The sequence below is a fragment of the Methylobacterium sp. 1A genome (genome assembly GCF_058072805.1).
Genome location: NZ_JBYQVE010000002.1, coordinates 1812855 through 1830233 on the forward strand (window position 1 = coordinate 1812855; position 17379 = coordinate 1830233).

Annotated in this window: 18 protein-coding genes; 12 read left to right on the top strand and 6 right to left on the bottom strand. The window is 72.4% G+C overall.

The window, feature by feature from the left end; translation table 11 throughout:
- Nucleotides 1-286: 286 nt before the first annotated feature.
- The 3 genes from ACX9MN_RS28635 to ACX9MN_RS28645 all read right to left on the bottom strand — a co-directional run bounded on the left by ACX9MN_RS28635 (nucleotide 287) and on the right by ACX9MN_RS28645 (nucleotide 2820).
- A complete protein-coding gene (locus ACX9MN_RS28635; protein WP_489726095.1) occupies nucleotides 287-1243 on the bottom strand; it encodes a lytic transglycosylase domain-containing protein in 957 nt (318 codons plus the stop codon).
- A 168-nt stretch (nucleotides 1244-1411) separates the two neighbouring features.
- Nucleotides 1412-2233, bottom strand: coding sequence for a Cof-type HAD-IIB family hydrolase (locus tag ACX9MN_RS28640; protein ID WP_427510490.1), 822 nt, complete (start codon nucleotides 2231-2233; stop codon nucleotides 1412-1414).
- Nucleotides 2230-2820, bottom strand: coding sequence for a gluconokinase (locus ACX9MN_RS28645; protein WP_489726096.1), 591 nt, complete (start codon nucleotides 2818-2820; stop codon nucleotides 2230-2232). The genes ACX9MN_RS28640 and ACX9MN_RS28645 overlap by 4 nt, the downstream gene beginning before the upstream one ends.
- Before the next feature lie 174 nt (nucleotides 2821-2994).
- Here ACX9MN_RS28645 and ACX9MN_RS28650 point away from each other — a divergent pair, with 174 nt between their 5' ends.
- From ACX9MN_RS28650 to ACX9MN_RS28665, 4 genes are all read left to right on the top strand, one after another.
- The gene (locus ACX9MN_RS28650; RefSeq protein WP_489726097.1) at nucleotides 2995-3291 is read left to right on the top strand and encodes a DUF3072 domain-containing protein; all 297 of its coding nucleotides are present in this window, start codon (nucleotides 2995-2997) and stop codon (nucleotides 3289-3291) included.
- A gap of 181 nt (nucleotides 3292-3472) precedes the next feature.
- A complete protein-coding gene (locus tag ACX9MN_RS28655; protein WP_489726098.1) occupies nucleotides 3473-3721 on the top strand; it encodes a Flp family type IVb pilin in 249 nt (82 codons plus the stop codon).
- Between the two features lie 261 nt (nucleotides 3722-3982).
- The gene (locus tag ACX9MN_RS28660; protein ID WP_132367117.1) at nucleotides 3983-5152 is read left to right on the top strand and encodes a polysaccharide biosynthesis/export family protein; all 1170 of its coding nucleotides are present in this window, start codon (nucleotides 3983-3985) and stop codon (nucleotides 5150-5152) included.
- Nucleotides 5153-5302: 150 nt separating this feature from the next.
- On the top strand, nucleotides 5303-6439 hold the full coding sequence (locus ACX9MN_RS28665) for a branched-chain amino acid ABC transporter substrate-binding protein (protein WP_026604861.1): 1137 nt from the start codon (nucleotides 5303-5305) through the stop codon (nucleotides 6437-6439).
- Between the two features lie 24 nt (nucleotides 6440-6463).
- On the opposite strand, the gene ACX9MN_RS28670 is transcribed toward ACX9MN_RS28665, so the two are convergent.
- Nucleotides 6464-7033 (bottom strand): tyrosine phosphatase family protein, encoded by a 570-nt coding sequence (locus ACX9MN_RS28670; protein WP_020092750.1) that lies wholly within the window; start codon nucleotides 7031-7033, stop codon nucleotides 6464-6466.
- 147 nt (nucleotides 7034-7180) lie between these two features.
- Between ACX9MN_RS28670 and ACX9MN_RS28675 the strand changes: the two genes are divergently transcribed.
- From ACX9MN_RS28675 to ACX9MN_RS28705, 7 genes are all read left to right on the top strand, one after another.
- Nucleotides 7181-8314 (top strand): TRAP transporter substrate-binding protein, encoded by a 1134-nt coding sequence (locus tag ACX9MN_RS28675; protein WP_489726099.1) that lies wholly within the window; start codon nucleotides 7181-7183, stop codon nucleotides 8312-8314.
- A 135-nt stretch (nucleotides 8315-8449) separates the two neighbouring features.
- Complete coding sequence (locus ACX9MN_RS28680; protein ID WP_091679756.1) at nucleotides 8450-9862, top strand: phosphatase PAP2 family protein; 1413 nt, start codon at nucleotides 8450-8452, stop codon at nucleotides 9860-9862.
- Between the two features lie 595 nt (nucleotides 9863-10457).
- Nucleotides 10458-11846 (top strand): deoxyribodipyrimidine photo-lyase, encoded by a 1389-nt coding sequence (locus ACX9MN_RS28685; RefSeq protein ID WP_489726100.1) that lies wholly within the window; start codon nucleotides 10458-10460, stop codon nucleotides 11844-11846.
- A gap of 268 nt (nucleotides 11847-12114) precedes the next feature.
- On the top strand, nucleotides 12115-12420 hold the full coding sequence (locus ACX9MN_RS28690; RefSeq protein WP_082557827.1) for a GCG_CRPN prefix-to-repeats domain-containing protein: 306 nt from the start codon (nucleotides 12115-12117) through the stop codon (nucleotides 12418-12420).
- A gap of 118 nt (nucleotides 12421-12538) precedes the next feature.
- Nucleotides 12539-13918: a chloride channel protein gene (locus ACX9MN_RS28695; protein ID WP_020092746.1), complete on the top strand. Its 1380-nt coding sequence runs from the start codon at nucleotides 12539-12541 to the stop codon at nucleotides 13916-13918.
- Nucleotides 13919-14054: 136 nt separating this feature from the next.
- On the top strand, nucleotides 14055-14234 hold the full coding sequence (locus ACX9MN_RS28700) for a DUF1328 domain-containing protein (protein ID WP_010685332.1): 180 nt from the start codon (nucleotides 14055-14057) through the stop codon (nucleotides 14232-14234).
- A gap of 10 nt (nucleotides 14235-14244) precedes the next feature.
- Entirely contained in the window at nucleotides 14245-15099 is an 855-nt protein-coding gene (locus ACX9MN_RS28705) for an SDR family oxidoreductase (RefSeq protein WP_489726101.1), read from the top strand.
- 27 nt (nucleotides 15100-15126) lie between these two features.
- Here ACX9MN_RS28705 and ACX9MN_RS28710 read toward each other — a convergent pair whose 3' ends face one another.
- On the bottom strand, nucleotides 15127-15525 hold the full coding sequence (locus tag ACX9MN_RS28710) for a nuclear transport factor 2 family protein (protein WP_489726102.1): 399 nt from the start codon (nucleotides 15523-15525) through the stop codon (nucleotides 15127-15129).
- Nucleotides 15526-15580: 55 nt separating this feature from the next.
- The gene (locus tag ACX9MN_RS28715; protein ID WP_489726103.1) at nucleotides 15581-16303 is read right to left on the bottom strand and encodes an SDR family oxidoreductase; all 723 of its coding nucleotides are present in this window, start codon (nucleotides 16301-16303) and stop codon (nucleotides 15581-15583) included.
- A gap of 107 nt (nucleotides 16304-16410) precedes the next feature.
- On the opposite strand from ACX9MN_RS28715, the gene ACX9MN_RS28720 reads away from it, so the two are divergent.
- Complete coding sequence (locus tag ACX9MN_RS28720) at nucleotides 16411-17370, top strand: LysR family transcriptional regulator (protein WP_132367122.1); 960 nt, start codon at nucleotides 16411-16413, stop codon at nucleotides 17368-17370.
- Nucleotides 17371-17379 lie beyond the last annotated feature (9 nt).

Sequence of the window (17379 nt, forward strand, 5' to 3'; positions counted from 1 at the left end):
GCTTCGAGATCCATCGCGCTTTGGCGTTCCGCCAGACAGGAAGCTGCCTGAGAACGTGCGCGTGTAGACCGGCGTTTCCTGCCCTGAGATCCGTCGTGCGCCACCCGCGTACGGCCGCTGTCTCGCGGCGCCGGTCCGTACCGTAACGATCCAACCACGTTGCTGGCGTGGCGCCTATGTGTTGCGGATCGACCCGATGGTCAAGCCTTGGGCATGATCCTTGTGTGGGCAGAAGGCCCGGCCGGGCGGGCGATCGGCGGTCTGCACCCGCGCCGGAGAGGGCGCGCTACTCGACCGGCAGGGCCGTGGCCTCGCGCACCGGCGCGGCGGCCGGAGCGCGCCGCGGCGTCGCGGCGGCGAGCATCTGGAGCGACGGACGGCGCGGCGGCAGCGGCACCTCGACCGCCTCGACCGCCGCCTCGGTGGCCGGTGCCGAAGCGGCTGCGGGGGTCATCGGGGTGGCGGCCGCCGCGGGCTGCGGCGAGAGCCGGAGTTCCGCCATCTGCGCCGGCGAGGCCTCCGCGCTCCCGAGGGCGGTGGGTCGGCGCGGCGGCAGCGGCACCTCCACGGAGGGAACCGAGGCGGCCTGCGGGGCGGCCGGGGTCGCGCCCGCGTCGATGGAGAGGCTGGCGAGTTCGACCGCGGCGGCGGCCAGGGCGGCGGGCCGACGCGGCGGCAGCGGCACCTCGACGGTCTCGGTCGGAACCTCCGCCACGGCGGCGGCCGTCGGCGCGTAGGCCAGGGCGGCCGCGGGGTTGGGTTTGGAGTCGGCGACGCCGCCGCCGAACAGGCTCGCGAGGGCGCTGGCCGACGCCGCCACGGGGGCGACCACCGAGGCGACCTCGGTGGAGATGCCCTGGCGCTTGGCGGCGTAGTAGTAGCCGCGGTTGTAGTACTGGTAGGCCTGGGCGACGTTGCCCTTGGCCGTGCGGTAGGCGCCCGCCAGATAGGCCACGCCGTAGCGCAGGTTGGTCTCCGGATCGTACAGGCCGGCGGCGTCGCCGGTGTAGCCCATGCCGCGCGCGGTCGCATGCTTGATCTGCATGAGACCCAGGGCGCTGCCGCCCTTCGCCCGCGGATTGTAGTTGCTCTCGCGCTTGACCACGGCGTGCACGAAGCTCGCCGGAACGCCGTTCGCCTTCGCCTGCTGCTCGATCAACGCGTCGATATTGTCGCGCGCGCCCTGCCCGAAGGCGGCTGCGGGCGCGACCGCGAGGACGGCGGCCAGGATGAGGCGATGCATTCCGAGACCCGGTGCTGCTTGTTCTGTAGTCAAGCTAGGTCACGGGGAAATGAGGCCGGAAAGCGGCCCCCGTTCGGCAGCCTGTGGGCGGCCGGGGCGACGGGCGTGCTTGTGATCCGCGCGCCACAGGGCGGCGCGCGGACGCGGTCGGCCGGTCTGGGGAGCCGGTCAGGGAAGGATGAAGCGCTCGACCGCGCGGGCGAACCCGTCGGCGTCGTTGCTGTCCGTGACCGCGCTGGCGGCCGCCTGGACGCTCGCCTCGGCATTGCCCATCGCCACGGAGTAGCCGCTCTGTGCGAACATCGGGCGATCGTTCCCGGCATCGCCGAACGTGGCGATCCGCTCGCGCGGGATAGCGAGATGCGCGCTCATCCAGGCGACGAAGCGACCCTTGTCGAGATCGGGCGGGGTCACGTCGAGATAGTACTTCTGCGAGCGGTGGACGGTGGCCCGGCCGGCCAGCGCCGCCGCGATTCGCGTCTCGCAGGCCGCGAGATGGGCGTGGTCGCGGCTGACGCCGACGATCTTGGCGGCCGTACCCATGAGCGTTCCGAGATCCGGCACGACCCGGGGCTCCGCGTCGATCGTGCGGCGCTCCAGGTCGGTGTAGGGACCGTCCGGGTCGCGCAGGCACCACGCGCCGTCGGCGAAGACCCAGACGTCCAGCCCCTCGGCCAGGAGCCGGTCGAGGGCCGCCCGGGCCGCCGGCTCCGGGATGGTCCGCTCCTCGATGATCGACAGGTCCGGCCGGACGACGCTCGCGCCGTTGAAGGCCCCCATCGGCAGGTCGAGGCCGAGCTCCGCCACGAGGCTCCGCAGTCCGATCGGCGGCCGCGCCGAGGCGATGCTGAAGCCGATCCCGGCCGCGCGCAGGCGGCGCACGGCCGCCACCGTCGCCGCCGTCAGGCGCTTGTCCCCGGTGACCAGGGTGCCGTCGACGTCCGAGATCACCAGGGCGATCCCCGCGGCCTTGCCGGTACCTGCTGTCATCGCGTCACTCCCCACCCGGATCCCGCCCCACCCGGATCGCGACGCGCCGCGGTGGCGAGTTCCGCCACGACCCGGTCGGCAATCGCCTCGGGCGGCTCGAGGATCCCGACGGTGATCGGATGCTCGGCGGGGCCCGGGACCTCAAGGGTGGCGAACTGGCTGTCCAGGAGATGCGGCGACATGAAATGACCCTGGCGCTCCGCGAGACGCCGCGCGATCAGGGCCTTGTCGCCGTCGAGGTAGACGATGCGGACCCGCCGGCTGCCCCGGGTGAGGACGTCCCGGTACGCGCGCCGGAGCGCCGAGCAGACCACCACCCCGGACTCGCCGGCGTCGAGGCGCTGCTGGATCCAGGTCGCGATCCGGGCGAGCCACGGCGCGCGGTCCGCGTCGTCGAGGGCGTGGCCAGCGTGCATCTTCGCCACGTGCTCCGGCGCGTGGAAGCTGTCGCCGTCCACGAAGATCCAGCCGAGCTTCTCGGCGATCAGCGCCGCCACGGTGCTCTTCCCGGACCCCGAGACGCCCATGACCACGAGCACCTGAGCGGCCGTCCCGGCATCGAATGGCGGGTCTGATTGGGACGTCATCCGGACCACCGTGGCTCCGAGGCGCGCCGGGGCGCCGCGCGTCACGATCATGCGGAGCGCGCGCGCGGAAGGGAAGATCGCCGCGCCCGACGTTGCCGCCGTGTCGGCAGGAACCGTCGCGGCGCGGGCCGCGTTGACGACCCAGAACGCGAACATTTAGGGAACATGAGTCGCATGGCTACCACCACCGCGAAGGCGACGTCGAAGGCCGATCGGGATTCCGGAGCGCGCCAGGATGCGCACCAGAACGCGCCGGAGAACCCCAAGGCCGACCCGAAGGACGTGTCGAACCAGATCAAGGATCCGGACCAGTGGACCACCGGCGGCGAGCCGATGACCGGCGCGCAGGCCTCCTACCTGAAGACGCTCTCCGAAGAGGCGAAGGAGCCGAAGGCGTTCGATCCCGACCTCGACAAGGCCGAGGCCTCCAAGCGGATCGACGACCTGCGCCACAAGGCCGGCCACGCCTGAGCCGTCGCGGGCGCGCCCTCGCCGGGCGCGCCCGCCGCGCGGGGCGGTGCATATCCCGCCCGGAATCGGCCCGATGCCGTGTTTCGGACACTTCGTTAAGCCGGCGGCAAGCGCGGGCCGGTAACAGCCTTCCGAGCGCGTGGGGCCACGCGGACGGCGGGACGGGAAGGCGCGTTCGACCATGGATGAGCCGGGCGGCGACGGGGCGGGGCGGCGCGCGGTGCGATCCCGGGCGGCGGCCACCCTGACGGATCGGATCCCTGTCGCGGCCGCGCGCTTCGCCCGCGACCTCCGCGGATCCACCGCGACCGAGTACGCCCTGCTCGGGGGCCTGATCTTCCTCGTCGCGGTCGGCAGCATCCGCTACTACGTGTCCCGCGTCAGCGCCGTCTACGGCGACATCACCGCGGCGGTGACCCAGGGGCAGTGAGCGGATCGCGCCGGGGCCGTGCGGCCCTGGAGTCGATGGGCCGGCCCGTTACCGTCGACAGCGCTCGGATTTGTGCCCCGATATTTCAGCAGCGCGCGCTGCGCCCGGCATTCGTCGTCCCTGTGCCCCGAAAAAGCTGTGCTTAACGAGGATGACTTAGCAGTCTCGGTCGTGGCGGGCGGAGTGTGGCTCACCCGCTACGGACACCTGGGCCGCTATGGGCTAGGCACGGGCTCGGCAATACCGATGGGCAACATCTGGATGCGCAAACTTCCCCTCGTCCTGCTCGCCGTCACGGCGATGTCGGGCTGCACGTACCTGCCTGCGGCGGGTCCGACGGCGAGCGCGATCCAGGCCGGGGCCGAGGTCGCCACGGCCGACGGCGGGATCCTTGCCCGCTACGAGATCATCGACGTCACCCCCTCCGTGGTCGAGGCCCTGCGCGGCCGCCCCCTCGACAGCCTGCTCGCCTCCTTCGGCGACCATCGCCCCTCCTCCGAGCCGGTGATCGGCATCGGCGACATGGTCTCGGTCTCCGTCTGGGAGGCCGGATCCGGCGGCCTGTTCTCCGGACCCCTCGTCGCCGACCGCTTCTCCGCCGGATCCAAGTCCGCCCTCATCCCCGAGCAGCCCGTCGGGCGCGACGGCGCCATCTCGGTGCCCTATGCCGGCCGCATCAAGGTCGCCGGCCGCCGCACCCAGGACGTCCAGGCGCTCATCGAGAACGAACTCGCCGGCAAGGCCATCCAGCCCCAGGTGCTGGTCTCGGTCACCCGCCCGATCTCCCAGGCCGTCACCGTCACCGGCGAGGGCGCCGCCGGCGCCCGCCTGCCGCTCTCGGGCCACGGCGACCGCATCCTCGACGTCATCGCCGCCGCCGGCGGCAACCGCGCGCCGGTCAACGAAACCTTCGTGCGGCTCTCGCGCGGGCCGGTGACCGCGACCGTGCCGCTGACCACGGTGGTGTCGAACCCGCGTGAGAACATCTACCTGCGGCCCAACGACGTGCTGACGCTCGTGCGCGACCCGCAGACCTTCATCGCGGTGGGCGCACTGGGCAACAGCACCGAGCTGCCGTTCCAGGCCGACGGCATCACGCTGGCACAGGCGCTGGCCAAGGCGCGCGGCCTGTCGGACTTCGCCGCCGACCCGGCCGGGACGTTCATCTTCCGGTTCGAGCCGGCCAGCGTCGTGCGCCGGCTCAGCCCCGGCTCGAAGCTTCTGGGCACGCCTCTGGTGCCGGTGGTCTACCGGATCGACATGCGCGACCCCAACAGCCTGTTCGTGTCCCAGGCGTTCCGGATGCGCAACCGCGACCTGATCTACGTGTCGAACGCGCCCTTCACCGAGGTCCAGAAGGTCCTCACTGCCTTCAACGGCGTCACCGGACCGGTCGCCTCCGCCGCGACGGCCTACGCCTACGCCAAGTAGGGACCGGGTCGTCGACAGGGCCGCCGCGGAAAAAAATCGCGTTTCGCCGCGTCCTCGCGTATGGGCACTGGGTGCGGGGCGGGATCGAGGCTATGGAGCCGCATCCGCCGTCGCGCCGACGTGTCGCGCAAGGATGCCCAGAAGAGCCCGATGAAGATCGGACGTTTCGTCCCCGCCCACGGGCCGCTCCGGCCCGCGCTGATCGCCCTGAGCCTGTGTCTCGCGCTCCTGCCCGCCACCCAAGCGGTGGCCGACGTGGTGGTCGGCGTCGCGGTTCCGCGGTCTGGTCCCTACGTGGCGGTCGGCGAGCAGGTTTTGCGCGGCGTTGAGGCCGCGGCCCGGGACGCCAACGCCATGGGTGGCCTCGACGGCCAGCCCGTGACCCTCGACGTGCAGGACGATGCCTGCGACTCGAACACCGCCATGGCGGTGGCCAACCACTTCGTCCGGTCGAACGTCCGTCTCGTCGTCGGCCATGTCTGCTCCAACGCCTCCATCGCGGCCTCCGACATCTACGCCCAGAACGGGGTGGTGATGATCACCGCGGCCTCGGTGGCGGCCCGGCTCACCGACCGGGGGCTGCCGAACATCTTCCGGGTCTGCGGCCGCGACGACGACCAGGCGCGCCTGTCCGCCGCCGTGCTGGCCGAGCGGTTCCGCGACCGGAAGATCGCGCTGATCCAGGACCAGACGCCGGCGGCGCGCAGCCTCGCCGCCGCCACCAAGGACAACCTCAACCGCATTGGCGTGAACGAGGCGCTGTTCCTGTCCTTCTCGCCGAGCGACGCCGACGACGCCGCCCTGGTCGACCGCCTCAAGGGCGCGGGGATCGAGGTCGTCTACTACGGCGGCGACGCCGCCGAGATGGGCCGCCTCGTGAAGATCGCGGCGGACCGGGGCTTCCGGCCGCAATGGTTCGGTACCTCGGCCATCGCCACGCCGGACTTCGCAAAGATCGCCGGATCGGCCAGCAACGGCGTGCTGATGACCTTCTACCTCGACCCGAGCCGGCAGCCCGCCGCCGCGGCCGTCGTGAAGGCCTTCAAGGCCGAGGGCGTCGATCCCACGGGCTCGACGATCTACGGGTACGCGGCCATGCAGGCGCTGGTGGCGGCCGGCAACTTCGCCCACTCCACCGAGCCGAGGCCGATCGCGCAGGCCCTGCACACCGAGCGCTTCGATCTCGTGCTCGGCACCGTCGGCTTCGACGCTAAGGGCGACGTCACCGCCCAGGGCTACGTGCTCTACGTGTGGAAGGACGGGAGCTTCACGCCGGCCGGCAAGTGAGGGGCGGACCCCGCACAGGCAACCTCACAAGGTCTCTGCGGCCTCGACCTCCGCGCCGCGCCCGAGGCCGCGCAGCAGCTCTGCCAGATGCGGGCGGACCCGCAATTGCAGGGCGTGCAGCCGCCGCACCGCCGCGCTGAGTTCCCCGTCCCGCCCGAGCATCGCGTCGGCGTAGCCGATCATGCGCGCGTTCGGCCAAGCCGGCTCGCGCAGGGCGTGGAGCCGCTCCACCAGGGCGGCGGCGGACGCGTCCGGCTCGGCCTGCGCGAACAGGGTCAGCAGCGCCGCCGTGGAGCGCGACAGGCCGTAATGGCAGTGGACCAGGAGATGGCCGGCCCCGTCGAGCGCCCGCCCGAAATCCAGGATCGCCGCGACGTGCTCCGGCTCGGGCGGGACGAGACCGTCGCCCGGGCCGAGGCAGTCATGGAACCGGAGGGTCGTGCGGGCGTGGGCGCCGTAGGCGGTGAAGGCCGCGGGCTCCGGCGTGCCGGGATCGAGCAGCGACAGGACGTGGCTCACGCCGCGCGCGCCGTGGCCGGCCAGTTCCTCCAGGCCGCAGACGGTGTGCAGGGTGACGGCGGGCTCGGTTCGCATCCCGGGCGCCTAGCACGGGCACGGTCCGGTTTCGAGGCGCCACGGAACTGCCCGGGCCGCCCGCGGCTTTCGAGAACCGACACGCACGTGCTACCTGCGACCCCCGATCCGGCCCGGACGGGTCGGACCTGCTCGGACGAGATGCCGTTGGACGAACCTCACCTCGCGCGATCCCCCGCGGCCGGGACGCGGCGCCGCAGCGTGCTGACCGCCGGCCTCGGCGCCGCCGCGGCCCTGACCGGGCCGCTCGCCGCGCCGGCCCGGGCCGAGTCCGCCCCGGAGCTGCGCTGGCGCCTGTCCTCCGCCTACCCGAAGACCCTCGACATCCTGTACGGCGCCCCCGAGGCGCTCAGCCGGATCGTCGCGGAGGCCACCGACGGGCGCTTCCAGATCCAGGTCCAGGGCCCCGGCGAGCCGGTCCCGGCCGAGGGCCTGCTCGACGCCGTGGCCGCCGGCACCGTCGAGATGGGACACGGTCCGGCGACCCTCGGCATGGCCAAGGATCCGACCTTCGCGCTGGCCACCGCGGTGCCCTTCGGCCTCAACGCCCGGGGCGCCGCCGCGTGGTGGCAGGCGGGCGGCGCCGCCGAACTCTTCGCCGAGGTCTTCGCCAAGGCCGGGCTGGTCTGCCTGCCGGGCGGCAACACCGGCGCCCAGATGGGCGGCTGGTTCCGTCGCGAGATCAAGACCCTCGCGGACCTGCAGGGCCTGAAGTTCCGGATCGGCGGCATGGGCGGCCAGGTGCTCGCCAAGTTCGGCGTCCAGCCGCAGGCGGTGCCGGGCCCGGAGATCTACGCGGCCGTGGAGAGCAAGAAGCTCGACGCCGCCGAGTGGATCGGGCCCTACGACGACGAGCGGCTCGGCCTGCAGAAGGTCGCGCCGATCTACCATTATCCCGGCTTCTGGGAGGGCGGCGCCCTGCTGCACTTCTGGTTCAACGCCGAGAAGTGGAAGGCGCTGCCGAAATCCTACCAGGGGATCCTCCGGGCCGCGGCGGCCGAGGTCGGCGCTGACGTCCAGGCCAAGTACGACGCCCGCAACCCGCAGGCCCTGCGCCGGCTGGTGGCCGGGGGCGCGCAACTGCGGCCGTTCCCCCAGGACGTCATGGAGGCCGCCCTCAAGAACGCCAACGACGTCTACGCCGAGATCGCCGCCAAGAACGCCGATTTCCGCCGCGTCTACGAGGCGATGCGGACCTTCCGCAACGAGGAGTACCTCTGGTTCCAGGTGGCAGAGTACACCTACGACAACTTCATGATCCGCGCCCGGGCGCGGGGCTGAGGCGTGCGCCGCCGCGGGAGGCCGGCGCGGCGCCCCGGGGCGCTTCAAAGATGGGGACGTCGGGGCCGCGCCCGATTGCCACGCGATCGGGAACGGCTCTAGCGTCCGGCACGGCATCGGCGAGGGGAGGGCTGCATGTTCGGGACGCTGCGGGTCGGATTGGCTCTGCTCGGGGCGGCGCTGCCCCTCCAGGCCCTCGCACAGTCGGCCGCCAACCTGTCGGCCCTGCGCGGGCTGGTCCCGGTGGCCCGGCTGCAGACGACGCCCGACGGCAAAGCGGCGCTCGACGCGAACCTGCGGGTCACCGGCGACATCCAGAGCGGCGCGCTGAAGCAGCCGACGCTCCTGCCGTTCCCCGAGCAGCAGCAGCTCGCCCTGCAGGACTGCTTCATCACCGACGGCAACGCCGCCAACCTCGCCGACGGCCTCGGCACCACGCTCGCCCGCGCCTACCACGCCAAGGCGACCTACAGCGACTACAAGACCTTCACCAGCATCGCGCCGGCGGTCGCCAACCTGATCGGCTACACCAACAACGTGACCAAGTCGGATTCGAATTCCGGCAAGTACTTCTTCGCCAACGCCACGACCAACGGCAAGCATCCGGTCTCGGACGAGGCCGCCGCGATCCTGTCGAACGGCGCCGTCACCGATGTCTTCGGCAAGGCCTACGACCGGCCGGCCGGGAGCCCCGGCGCCGACCGCTACGGCAATTCTCGGCCGTTCCAGACCCTGCCACGCCTCCTCTCGTATCGCGGCAAGGACTATTTCGGTGACGCGTCCGACAGCCTCGACTGGCTGCGCGGCCCCTCGCAGGACCTCGTGAACAGCCCGTCCTACCCGAGCGGGCACACCACCTACGGCTACACCGAGTCCATGGTGCTCGCGCTCCTCGTGCCCGAGCGCTACCAGCAGATGGTCGCCCGCGCCGCCGAGTACGGCAACGACCGGATCATCGTCGGGGCGCACTACGCCATGGACGTGCTGGGCGGCCGGGCGACCTCGCTGCACGCCCTCGCGCACCTGCTCGCCAACGATCCGGCCTATGTCGGCCAGATCCGGAAGAACCCGGCCGTCCTCGACAAGGCGTCCGCCGAGGCCGACAGGACGGTCGGCGTGACGGATTACCGGGCGCTCCTAACGGAGGCCCGCGCGGCGATGACCGAGGCGCTGAAGGCCGGCTGCGGCGACGCGGTGTCGGCCTGCGCGGCGAAGGATACCGGCCGGTTCAAGGACGCGGCCGCCAACGCCGCCTTCTACGCGGCGACCCAGACCTACGGCCTGCCCGTGGTGCATCCGGACACCGCCGGCCGGCGGGAGGACGTGGGCAAGATCGCGCCGGAGGCCGGCCACCTGCTGACCGCGGCCTTCCCGGCGCTGACGCTCGACGAGGCCAACGCGATCCTCACCGAGACGCAGGGGCCGGGCGGCGGTTTCCTCGACGACGGCTCGGAATTCGGCGTCTACGCGCGCCTCGACCTCTACACGGCGGCCGGCAAGGCCGCGGCGCTGGCGGCGAGCCGGGCGGGGTCCAGCGCGACGCGCTGACACGCCGTGGCCGAGGGCCTGTCGGATCGCCGGCGGCGCGGATCTCCCAGAGAGGCAGGGCCGCCGGAGAGGGGTCCGTCGCGCCCCGGGCGCCCCGCCTGCGCGGGAAGCGCGCTGCCCCTCAACGCGCCCGCGGAAGGGCCGGACCGGGGCCCGCGCCTGCTCCGGACAGAAAAAAGGCCACTCCCGAAGGAGCGGCCCGAAGTCTAGGGAGGAAACGCCCAAGAAGGGCTGCGGAAGGGCGACGCCATCGCCTTCCCGCGCTGCACAATCTGCGCTCCTCGACGGAAAATTCAAGAGCATCAGGACAGCAGGGCTGTCCTTTCGTGCGCTCGCGCACGCGTCGCTTCCCGCCTGTGTTGAAAATGTCGCAGGCCGTCGAGCGCGATCGAAACCTGCATTGTCGCGGGCGGGACCGATCGATCGCCGTGCAAGTCCCTGATGAGGCGGGGGTTTGGCGGCTGGAGCCGGAGTTCGGCCCGTCGCCTCGACTGCGGCTTTTCATCCGTCCGGTCCGGACGGACGAAAATCCCGCCCGCTCTACCTTCTCCGGCCAAGGTTCCGGCGCGGCGCGCCAAGCAAGGAGCAGGTGAGCATGGCGATCCAGGGCGAACGGATCCGGATCCTCAACGATGTCGAGCCGCGCGAAGACGGCGCCTACGTCCTGTATCTCCTGCAGCAGGCCAACCGGGCGACGTTTAATCCGGCTCTCGAACTCGCCATCGAGGAGGGAAACCGCCTCGATCTGCCGGTCATCGCCTGCTTCGGCCTGCTGGACGGCGCGAGCGGCTTTCCAGAGGCCAATGCCCGGCACTACGCCTTCCTGCTCCAGGGTCTCGCGGACGCGAAGGCAGGCCTGGAGAAGCGCGGGATCGGCTTCGTCATGCGCAAGTGCTCGCCCGCCGAGATCGCCATCGCCCTCGCCGAGGACGCCGCGCTCCTCGTGCTCGACCGCGGCTACCTCGCGATCCAGAAGGGCTGGTACCGGCAGATCGCCAAGTCGGTGAAGACGCGGATCGTCCAGGTCGAGGGCGACGTCGTCGTGCCGGTCGAGACGGCCTCGCCGAAGCACGAGTACGCCGCCCGGACGCTGAGGCCGAAGCTGAACCGGCTGTGGGACCCGTTCCTCGCGGCGCTGAAACCCCGCCGGGTGAAGCGCGCGGCCGATCGCCTGACGCTGAAGAGCGCGATCGACGTCTCCGATCCGGAGGCCGTGCTGGCCGGCATGACCCTCGACCGGGAGGTCGGCCCGGTGAAGCGCTTCACGGGCGGCGAGACGCAGGCCCGCAAGCGCCTGAAGGCGTTCCTGCAGGACGGGTTCTCGGGCTACGGCGCGGGGCGCAACATGCCGGAGGCGGCCGCCGCCTCGCACATGAGCCCCTACCTGCATTTCGGGCAGATCTCGCCGGTGGAGATCGCCCTGGCGGTGCGGGAGGCCAAGGTCGGCGATGCCGACGACCGCGGCGCCTACCTGGAGGAGCTGATCGTCCGGCGCGAGCTCGCCATGAACCACGTCTTCTACACGGAGGGCTACGACGCCTACGGCAGGGCCGTGCCGGACTGGGCGCGCAAGACCCTGGCCGAGCACGCGAAGGACGAGCGCCCCTACGCCTACTCGGAGGCGCAGCTCGCCGCCGGCGAGACCCACGACCGCTACTGGAACGCCGCGATGCGCGAGATGCGCGAGACCGGCTACATGCACAACCAGCTGCGGATGTACTGGGGCAAGAAGATCCTCGAATGGTCCCCGTCGCCCGAGGAGGGCTTCGCGCGGACGCTCCGCCTGAACAACCGCTACTTCCTCGACGGGCGCGATCCGAACTCCTTCACCAACGTCGCCTGGGTGTACGGCCTGCACGACCGGCCCTGGCAGAAGCGCGAGATCTTCGGCACGGTCCGCTATCAGAGCGAGAACTCGCTCAAGAAGTTCGACGCCAAGGCTTATGTGCGGGCGGTGGAGAAGCTCTGCGCCGCCGAGGGCTGAGGCGGGACGGCCGCGCGGCCGCTGGGGCGCTTCGGTATCCTCGCAATCGTCGCACGATGACCGGACCGGGCGGCAGCGTATTGCGACGCTAGTCTCCGCGGAGGCTCAGTCGTCTCGCGCGCACAGGTTCGTGAAGAAACGCTTTCCCGGCCTCGGATGTTTCGAGCCCACTTCCGGCCCGTCGCGGACGGCCGGACATGATCCGGCGACAACTCGGTCGGACCGGGGTCGGATCATCGCGCTGCTCGAAACTGAACGGAGGACGACGATGCGGATGAAGCTGGCAGGCGCAGCACTCCTCGCGCTCGGAACCTTGGCCGCCACGGCCGGCACGGCGGAGGCTGCCCAGGGCTGCGGCCCGGGCTTCCACCGGGGCTGGTCAGGCTGGTGCAAGCCGAACTGGCGCCCCTACGCGTACCGCCCGGTCTACTACGCCCGGCCGGTGGCCTACGGCTGGGGCCGTCCCTGGGGCTGGCACCATCGGTGGGGCTGGCGCCACGCGGGCTGGCATCGCCCCTGGGGCTGGCACCATCACGGCGGCTGGCATCGGGCCGCCTGGCACCACAGGTGGTGATCGGTTGAGCGGCGGGGCCGGCACGCCGGTGCCGGCCCCCGTCTAGCCCGCGGAGGGGCCTTTCCTTGACCATTGCGCTATAGCGTCCGCTCTCACTGCGCGGACGAGGTGCTCTTTCATGGTCGAGAAGCGGGACGAGGTGCGGGACACGACGGATGCTCCGCCCCCGCAACGGTCGCGCTACCGCCGCTCGATCATGCGCCTGCGGTCGGCCTCGATGGAGGCCTATCCGCTCTGGCGCGGGCGGCTGCTCTTCCTCGTGGGCGGCATCGGCGTGGGCCTCGCCGCCGTGCTGATGGCCAAGGGCGCCGACCTCGCGCAGGACGGGTTCCGGCGGCTCACCGCGCCGTCGCCACTGATCGCCCTGGTGCTGACGCCCGCGGGCTTCGCCCTCGCGGCGCTGCTCGCCCTCACGGTCTTCCCGAACTCGCAGGGCTCGGGCATCCCGCAGGTGATCGCCGCCCGCCACGCCCGGGATACCGGCTTCCGCTACTCCCTGATCTCGCCGCGCGTGGCCTTCGGCAAGGTGCTGGTCCTGTTCCTGGGCCTGTTCTGCGGCGCCTCCGCGGGCCGCGAGGGGCCGACCGTGCAGGTCGGCGCCGCGATCATGGCCGCCTTCGGCCGCCTGACCCCGGAGCGCCTGCCCGGGCTGCTCCTCGCGGGCGGCGCGGCCGGGGTCGCTGCGGCCTTCAACACGCCCCTCGCCGGCATCGTGTTCGGCATCGAGGAGCTGGGACGCGCCTACGAGGCGCGCTCCTCCGGCCTGATCGTGGCCGGGATCGTGGCCGCGGGCCTGACCTCGCTCGGGCTCCTCGGCAACTATACCTATTTCGGGACGACCGACGCCGCCCTGCCGCTGGCGGCCAGCTGGATCGTGCCGCTGATCGCCGTGGTCGGCGGCCTCGCGGGCGGCCTGTTCAGCCGCCTCGTCATCCTGTTCGCCCGCGGCCTGCCGGGCGCGGCCGGACGGATGATCCGGAAGCGGCCCGTGATCTTCGCGGCGGCCTGCGGGCTGTGCGTCGCCCTGTGCGGCCTCGCCTCCGGGGGCGCCGCCTACGGGACCGGCTACGAGGAGGCCAAGGCCATCCTCCACGGCGACGCGACGGCCGGCTGGACCTACGCGCCCCTGAAATTCGCCGCCACCGTGCTCAGCTCGATCAGCGGTATCCCGGGCGGCCTGTTCGCGCCGTCCCTGGCGGTCGGGGCCGGCCTCGGCGGCACGGTCCACGGATTCCTGCCGGGCATGCCCGTCGGCGCCGTCGTGCTGATCGGGATGGTGGCCTACCTGACGGGCGTGCTGCAGGCGCCGATCACCAGCTTCGTCATCGTGACCGAGATGACCCAGAACCACGCGATGGTGATCCCCCTGATGGTCGCGGCGCTCCTGGCCGACGCGGCCTCGAAGGCGATCTGCCGCGGCGGCCTCTACCACACTCTGGCGGAGATCATGCTGGAACGGGCCGACGTGCCGGCGCAGCCCGTGGCGAAGACCGGCTGACCGCGTCCCCGACCGAGCGGCCGGACGCGGGTAAGAATAAAAGCGGACCGGTCCGGAATCCGCGGAACGGTCTCGCTTGGCGTCGGTTGAGGCAGCAGCATCAGGCCCCGCGCCGGGGCGCAGCCGGAGTGACGCCATGACCCTTCTGAAATGGGCCCTCATCTGCTTCGTGATCTCGCTGATCGCCGGCGGTCTCGGCTTCACCGGCATCGCCTCCGGCGCCGGCTCGCTGGCCCGCATCCTGTTCGGCCTGTTCCTGCTCATCGCCATCGTGATCGTGGTCATCGCTTTCGCGGTCGGCCAGGCGGTGTTCTGAGGCCGGGGCGGTGCGCGGCGCGGTCTGCCTCGTCACCGGGGCGACCGGCGGCATCGGCTACGAGACGGCCCTCGGTCTCGCGCGCCTCGGCGCGCGGGTCGCCATGGTCGGCCGGGACAGCGGGAAGCTGCAGGCCTGCGCCGACAGGATCCGCGCCGCGGTGCCCGGCGCCGCCGTGGAGCCGCACCGCGCGGACCTGTCCGCGCAGGCCGAGATCCGCCGGCTCGCCGGGACCCTGCGTGCGGCCTATCCGCGCCTCGACGTGCTGGTGAACAATGCCGGCGCAATCTTCGACCGGCGCACGCTGACCGTCGACGGGATCGAGCGGACCTGGGCGCTCGACCATCTGGGCTACGTGCTCCTGACCCTCGAACTCCTCGACACGCTGAAGGACGCGGCGGCGGCGGGCGGGAAGCCGCGGATCGTCAACGTCGCATCGGCGGCCCATTACCGGGGGCACATCGACTTCGACGACGTCGAGGGCGCCCGGCGCTACCGGGCGATGGGCGCGTATGCCCAGGCCAAGCTCGCCAACGTGCTGTTCACCTACGCGCTGGCTCGACGGCTGCGCGACGGCGGCATCGCGGCGAACGCCGTCCATCCGGGGGTGGTCAATACCGGCTTCGCCAAGAACACCGGCGGCCTGCTCGGCGCGGCCTGGGCGCTGATCCGGCCGTTCCTGATCACGCCCGAGAAGGGCGCGCGGACATCCCTCCGCGTGGCTAGCGACCCGGCCCTGGACGGGGTCACGGGCCGATACTTCTCCCACGGTCGGCCGAAGGTCTCCTCGGCCGAGAGCCGCGACGAGGCCGTCCAGGAGCGGCTCTGGGAGCTGAGCCTCCGGCAGGTGGGCCGGAGCGACTGAAGATCGGAGCGTTCGGTGGCGGCGGTCTCAGGGGGGCGGCGGGTCGAGCAGCACCCAGAGTCGCGCGATCCTGCCGTCCACGATCTCGGCAACGTCCGTCCCGGTGACCGCGACCGGGCCGCCCTCCGGACCGGCTTCCCAGCGCAGCGATCCCACGCCGTGGTGTCCGGCGGCCGTGCCGACGGGCACGAAGCGGAAGGTCGGCCCGAACCGGTCCAGGAGCGCCCCGGCGACCGCGGCGATCGCGGCCCGCCCGCGCACGACGTTGTCCGGCTCGAACAGGGTCGGCTCGGCCACGTAGAGCTCGGCCAGGGCGGCCGCCCGCGCGCCGGCGTCCCGCGCGTTGAAGATCCGCGCGAGATTGGCGCGCAGCAGCCGGTCGTAGTCCAGCTCCGTCGCCGGTGCGGCCTCCGTGCCATCGGACATCGCGCGTCTCCTTCGAAGGGGGGCGTCGGGCGTGCCGCCCGCGGCGGAAGGCGACTCAGATCAGGCGGTCGCCGCCGTCGATGTGCAGGGTCTCGCCGTTCATGAAGCCGTTGCTCATCAAGAAGACGACGGCGGCACCGGCCTCCGCGGCGGTGCCGAGGCGTCTCTGCGGCAGCCTCTCGGTCAGCCCGGCCACGTAGGCGTCACGGTGGGCGCCGAGCGTGCGGGCCAGGAGCGGGGTGTCGGTGGTGCCGGGCGAGAGCGCGTTCACCCGCACCGGTGCCAGTTCGAGCGCGAGGCCGCGGGCGAAGGCCTCCATCGCGGCCGACGCCGCCGCCAGCACGGCGGTCCCCTGGGCGCTCGGGCGGTCTGCCAGGGCGCCGGAGACGAGGGTGACCGAGCCGTCCCCGGCGAGTCGGCCGCCGAGGGCGCGCAGGGCATGAATGGCAGCCCAGATTCGCTCGTCGAAGGCCCGCGCGAGGTGCTCGACCTCGGCCTCGAGGACCCTGCCGGCCACGAAGGTCCCGGCCAGCAGCGCGAGGTGGTCGACGCGGGGGATGTCGGCCAGAGCGGTCGCGATCGTCTCGGGCCGCGTCACGTCGGCGGCGCGCCAGCCGGCGAAGCCGTTCTCCGCCGCGGCGCGCTCGGCGCCCGCCGCGTGGCGGCCGACGACGACGACCTCCGCGCCCGCCGCCCCGGCCTGGCGGGCGGCCGCGAGGCCTATGCCCGAGGTGCCGCCGACGACCACGACGGTGCGATCCTGAAGGGTGCTGCTCATGGCGGGAAACCTGGCCGGTCGTCGCCAGCGCGGCGCCGATGGACGGGAGATTGGGCCAGCGACCCCTCCTTGATAATCGGTCCGCTCTTCGCTTCAGTCGTGCCGTCATGGAACAGATCGGCCTCGACCGTCTCACGGGCATCGTCGCCTTCGCCCGCTCCGCCTCCCTCGGCAGCTACTCGGCGGCCGCCCGCTCCCTCGGCATCTCGCCCTCGGCGGTGAGCAAGAGCGTGCAGCGGCTGGAGGCGCGGCTCGGCGTGAGCCTCTTCACCCGGACGACCCGCTCGCTGACCCTGACGCCGGAGGGGCGCGACCTGCAGGAGCGCGCGCTGCGGCTCCTCCGCGAGGCCGAGGCGATCGAGCAGGCGGCGGTCGCGGCACGCTCCGAGCCCGCCGGCACCCTGAAGGTAGCGGCGTCGATCCCGGTCGGCGTCCACCTGCTCGCGCCGGCCCTGCCGCGCTTCCGCGCGCGCCATCCGAAGCTGTCGGTCGACCTGCGCCTGAGCGACCGCTTCGTGGACCTGATCGAGGAGGGCGTCGACGTCGCGATCCGGGTCGGCGACCTCGCGGATTCCCGGCTGGTCTCGCGCCGCCTCGCGCCGCACCGGGTCTGCGCCTTCGCGGCCCCGGCCTATCTGGCGCGGCGCGGCACGCCGCGGCATCCGGACGATCTGGTCCACCACGACTGCGTGAACTTCCGCTTCCAGAGCACGGGGCAGGCCCTGCGCTGGCCGTTCCACGTGGGCGGCCGCAGGGTCGAGATCACGCCGGATACCGGCATCGTCGCGGATTTCAGCGACGCGGTGACGGCGGTGCTGGTGGCCGGTGGCGGTATCGGCATCTCGCCGACCTACATCGCCGCACCGCATGTCGGGCGGGGCGCGCTCATCCCGATCCTGCAGGACTTCGCGGTCGAGCGCTCGGTCTTCACGGCGCTCTGGCCGGAGAGCCGGCGCGGCAGCCCGAACGTGCGGGCGTTCCTCGCTTTCCTCGACGAGGTCTTCCCGTCGCCTGTCCCCTGGGACGCCGTGCTCGCGCCGGCCCCGACGCCCGGTGCGGCCGCCTGACGGAGGTCC

Coding starts and splice junctions, on each gene's coding strand:
- ACX9MN_RS28645 (WP_489726096.1), bottom strand. CDS start 2,820: ATGACGTCCCAATCAGACCCGCCATTCGATGCCGGGACGGCCGCTCAG.
- ACX9MN_RS28680 (WP_091679756.1), top strand. CDS start 8,450: ATGTTCGGGACGCTGCGGGTCGGATTGGCTCTGCTCGGGGCGGCGCTG.
- ACX9MN_RS28700 (WP_010685332.1), top strand. CDS start 14,055: ATGACCCTTCTGAAATGGGCCCTCATCTGCTTCGTGATCTCGCTGATC.
- ACX9MN_RS28720 (WP_132367122.1), top strand. CDS start 16,411: ATGGAACAGATCGGCCTCGACCGTCTCACGGGCATCGTCGCCTTCGCC.
- ACX9MN_RS28635 (WP_489726095.1), bottom strand. CDS start 1,243: ATGCATCGCCTCATCCTGGCCGCCGTCCTCGCGGTCGCGCCCGCAGCC.
- ACX9MN_RS28670 (WP_020092750.1), bottom strand. CDS start 7,033: ATGCGAACCGAGCCCGCCGTCACCCTGCACACCGTCTGCGGCCTGGAG.
- ACX9MN_RS28655 (WP_489726098.1), top strand. CDS start 3,473: ATGGATGAGCCGGGCGGCGACGGGGCGGGGCGGCGCGCGGTGCGATCC.
- ACX9MN_RS28665 (WP_026604861.1), top strand. CDS start 5,303: ATGAAGATCGGACGTTTCGTCCCCGCCCACGGGCCGCTCCGGCCCGCG.
- ACX9MN_RS28715 (WP_489726103.1), bottom strand. CDS start 16,303: ATGAGCAGCACCCTTCAGGATCGCACCGTCGTGGTCGTCGGCGGCACC.
- ACX9MN_RS28640 (WP_427510490.1), bottom strand. CDS start 2,233: ATGACAGCAGGTACCGGCAAGGCCGCGGGGATCGCCCTGGTGATCTCG.
- ACX9MN_RS28685 (WP_489726100.1), top strand. CDS start 10,458: ATGGCGATCCAGGGCGAACGGATCCGGATCCTCAACGATGTCGAGCCG.
- ACX9MN_RS28695 (WP_020092746.1), top strand. CDS start 12,539: ATGGTCGAGAAGCGGGACGAGGTGCGGGACACGACGGATGCTCCGCCC.
- ACX9MN_RS28710 (WP_489726102.1), bottom strand. CDS start 15,525: ATGTCCGATGGCACGGAGGCCGCACCGGCGACGGAGCTGGACTACGAC.
- ACX9MN_RS28690 (WP_082557827.1), top strand. CDS start 12,115: ATGCGGATGAAGCTGGCAGGCGCAGCACTCCTCGCGCTCGGAACCTTG.
- ACX9MN_RS28660 (WP_132367117.1), top strand. CDS start 3,983: ATGCGCAAACTTCCCCTCGTCCTGCTCGCCGTCACGGCGATGTCGGGC.
- ACX9MN_RS28650 (WP_489726097.1), top strand. CDS start 2,995: ATGGCTACCACCACCGCGAAGGCGACGTCGAAGGCCGATCGGGATTCC.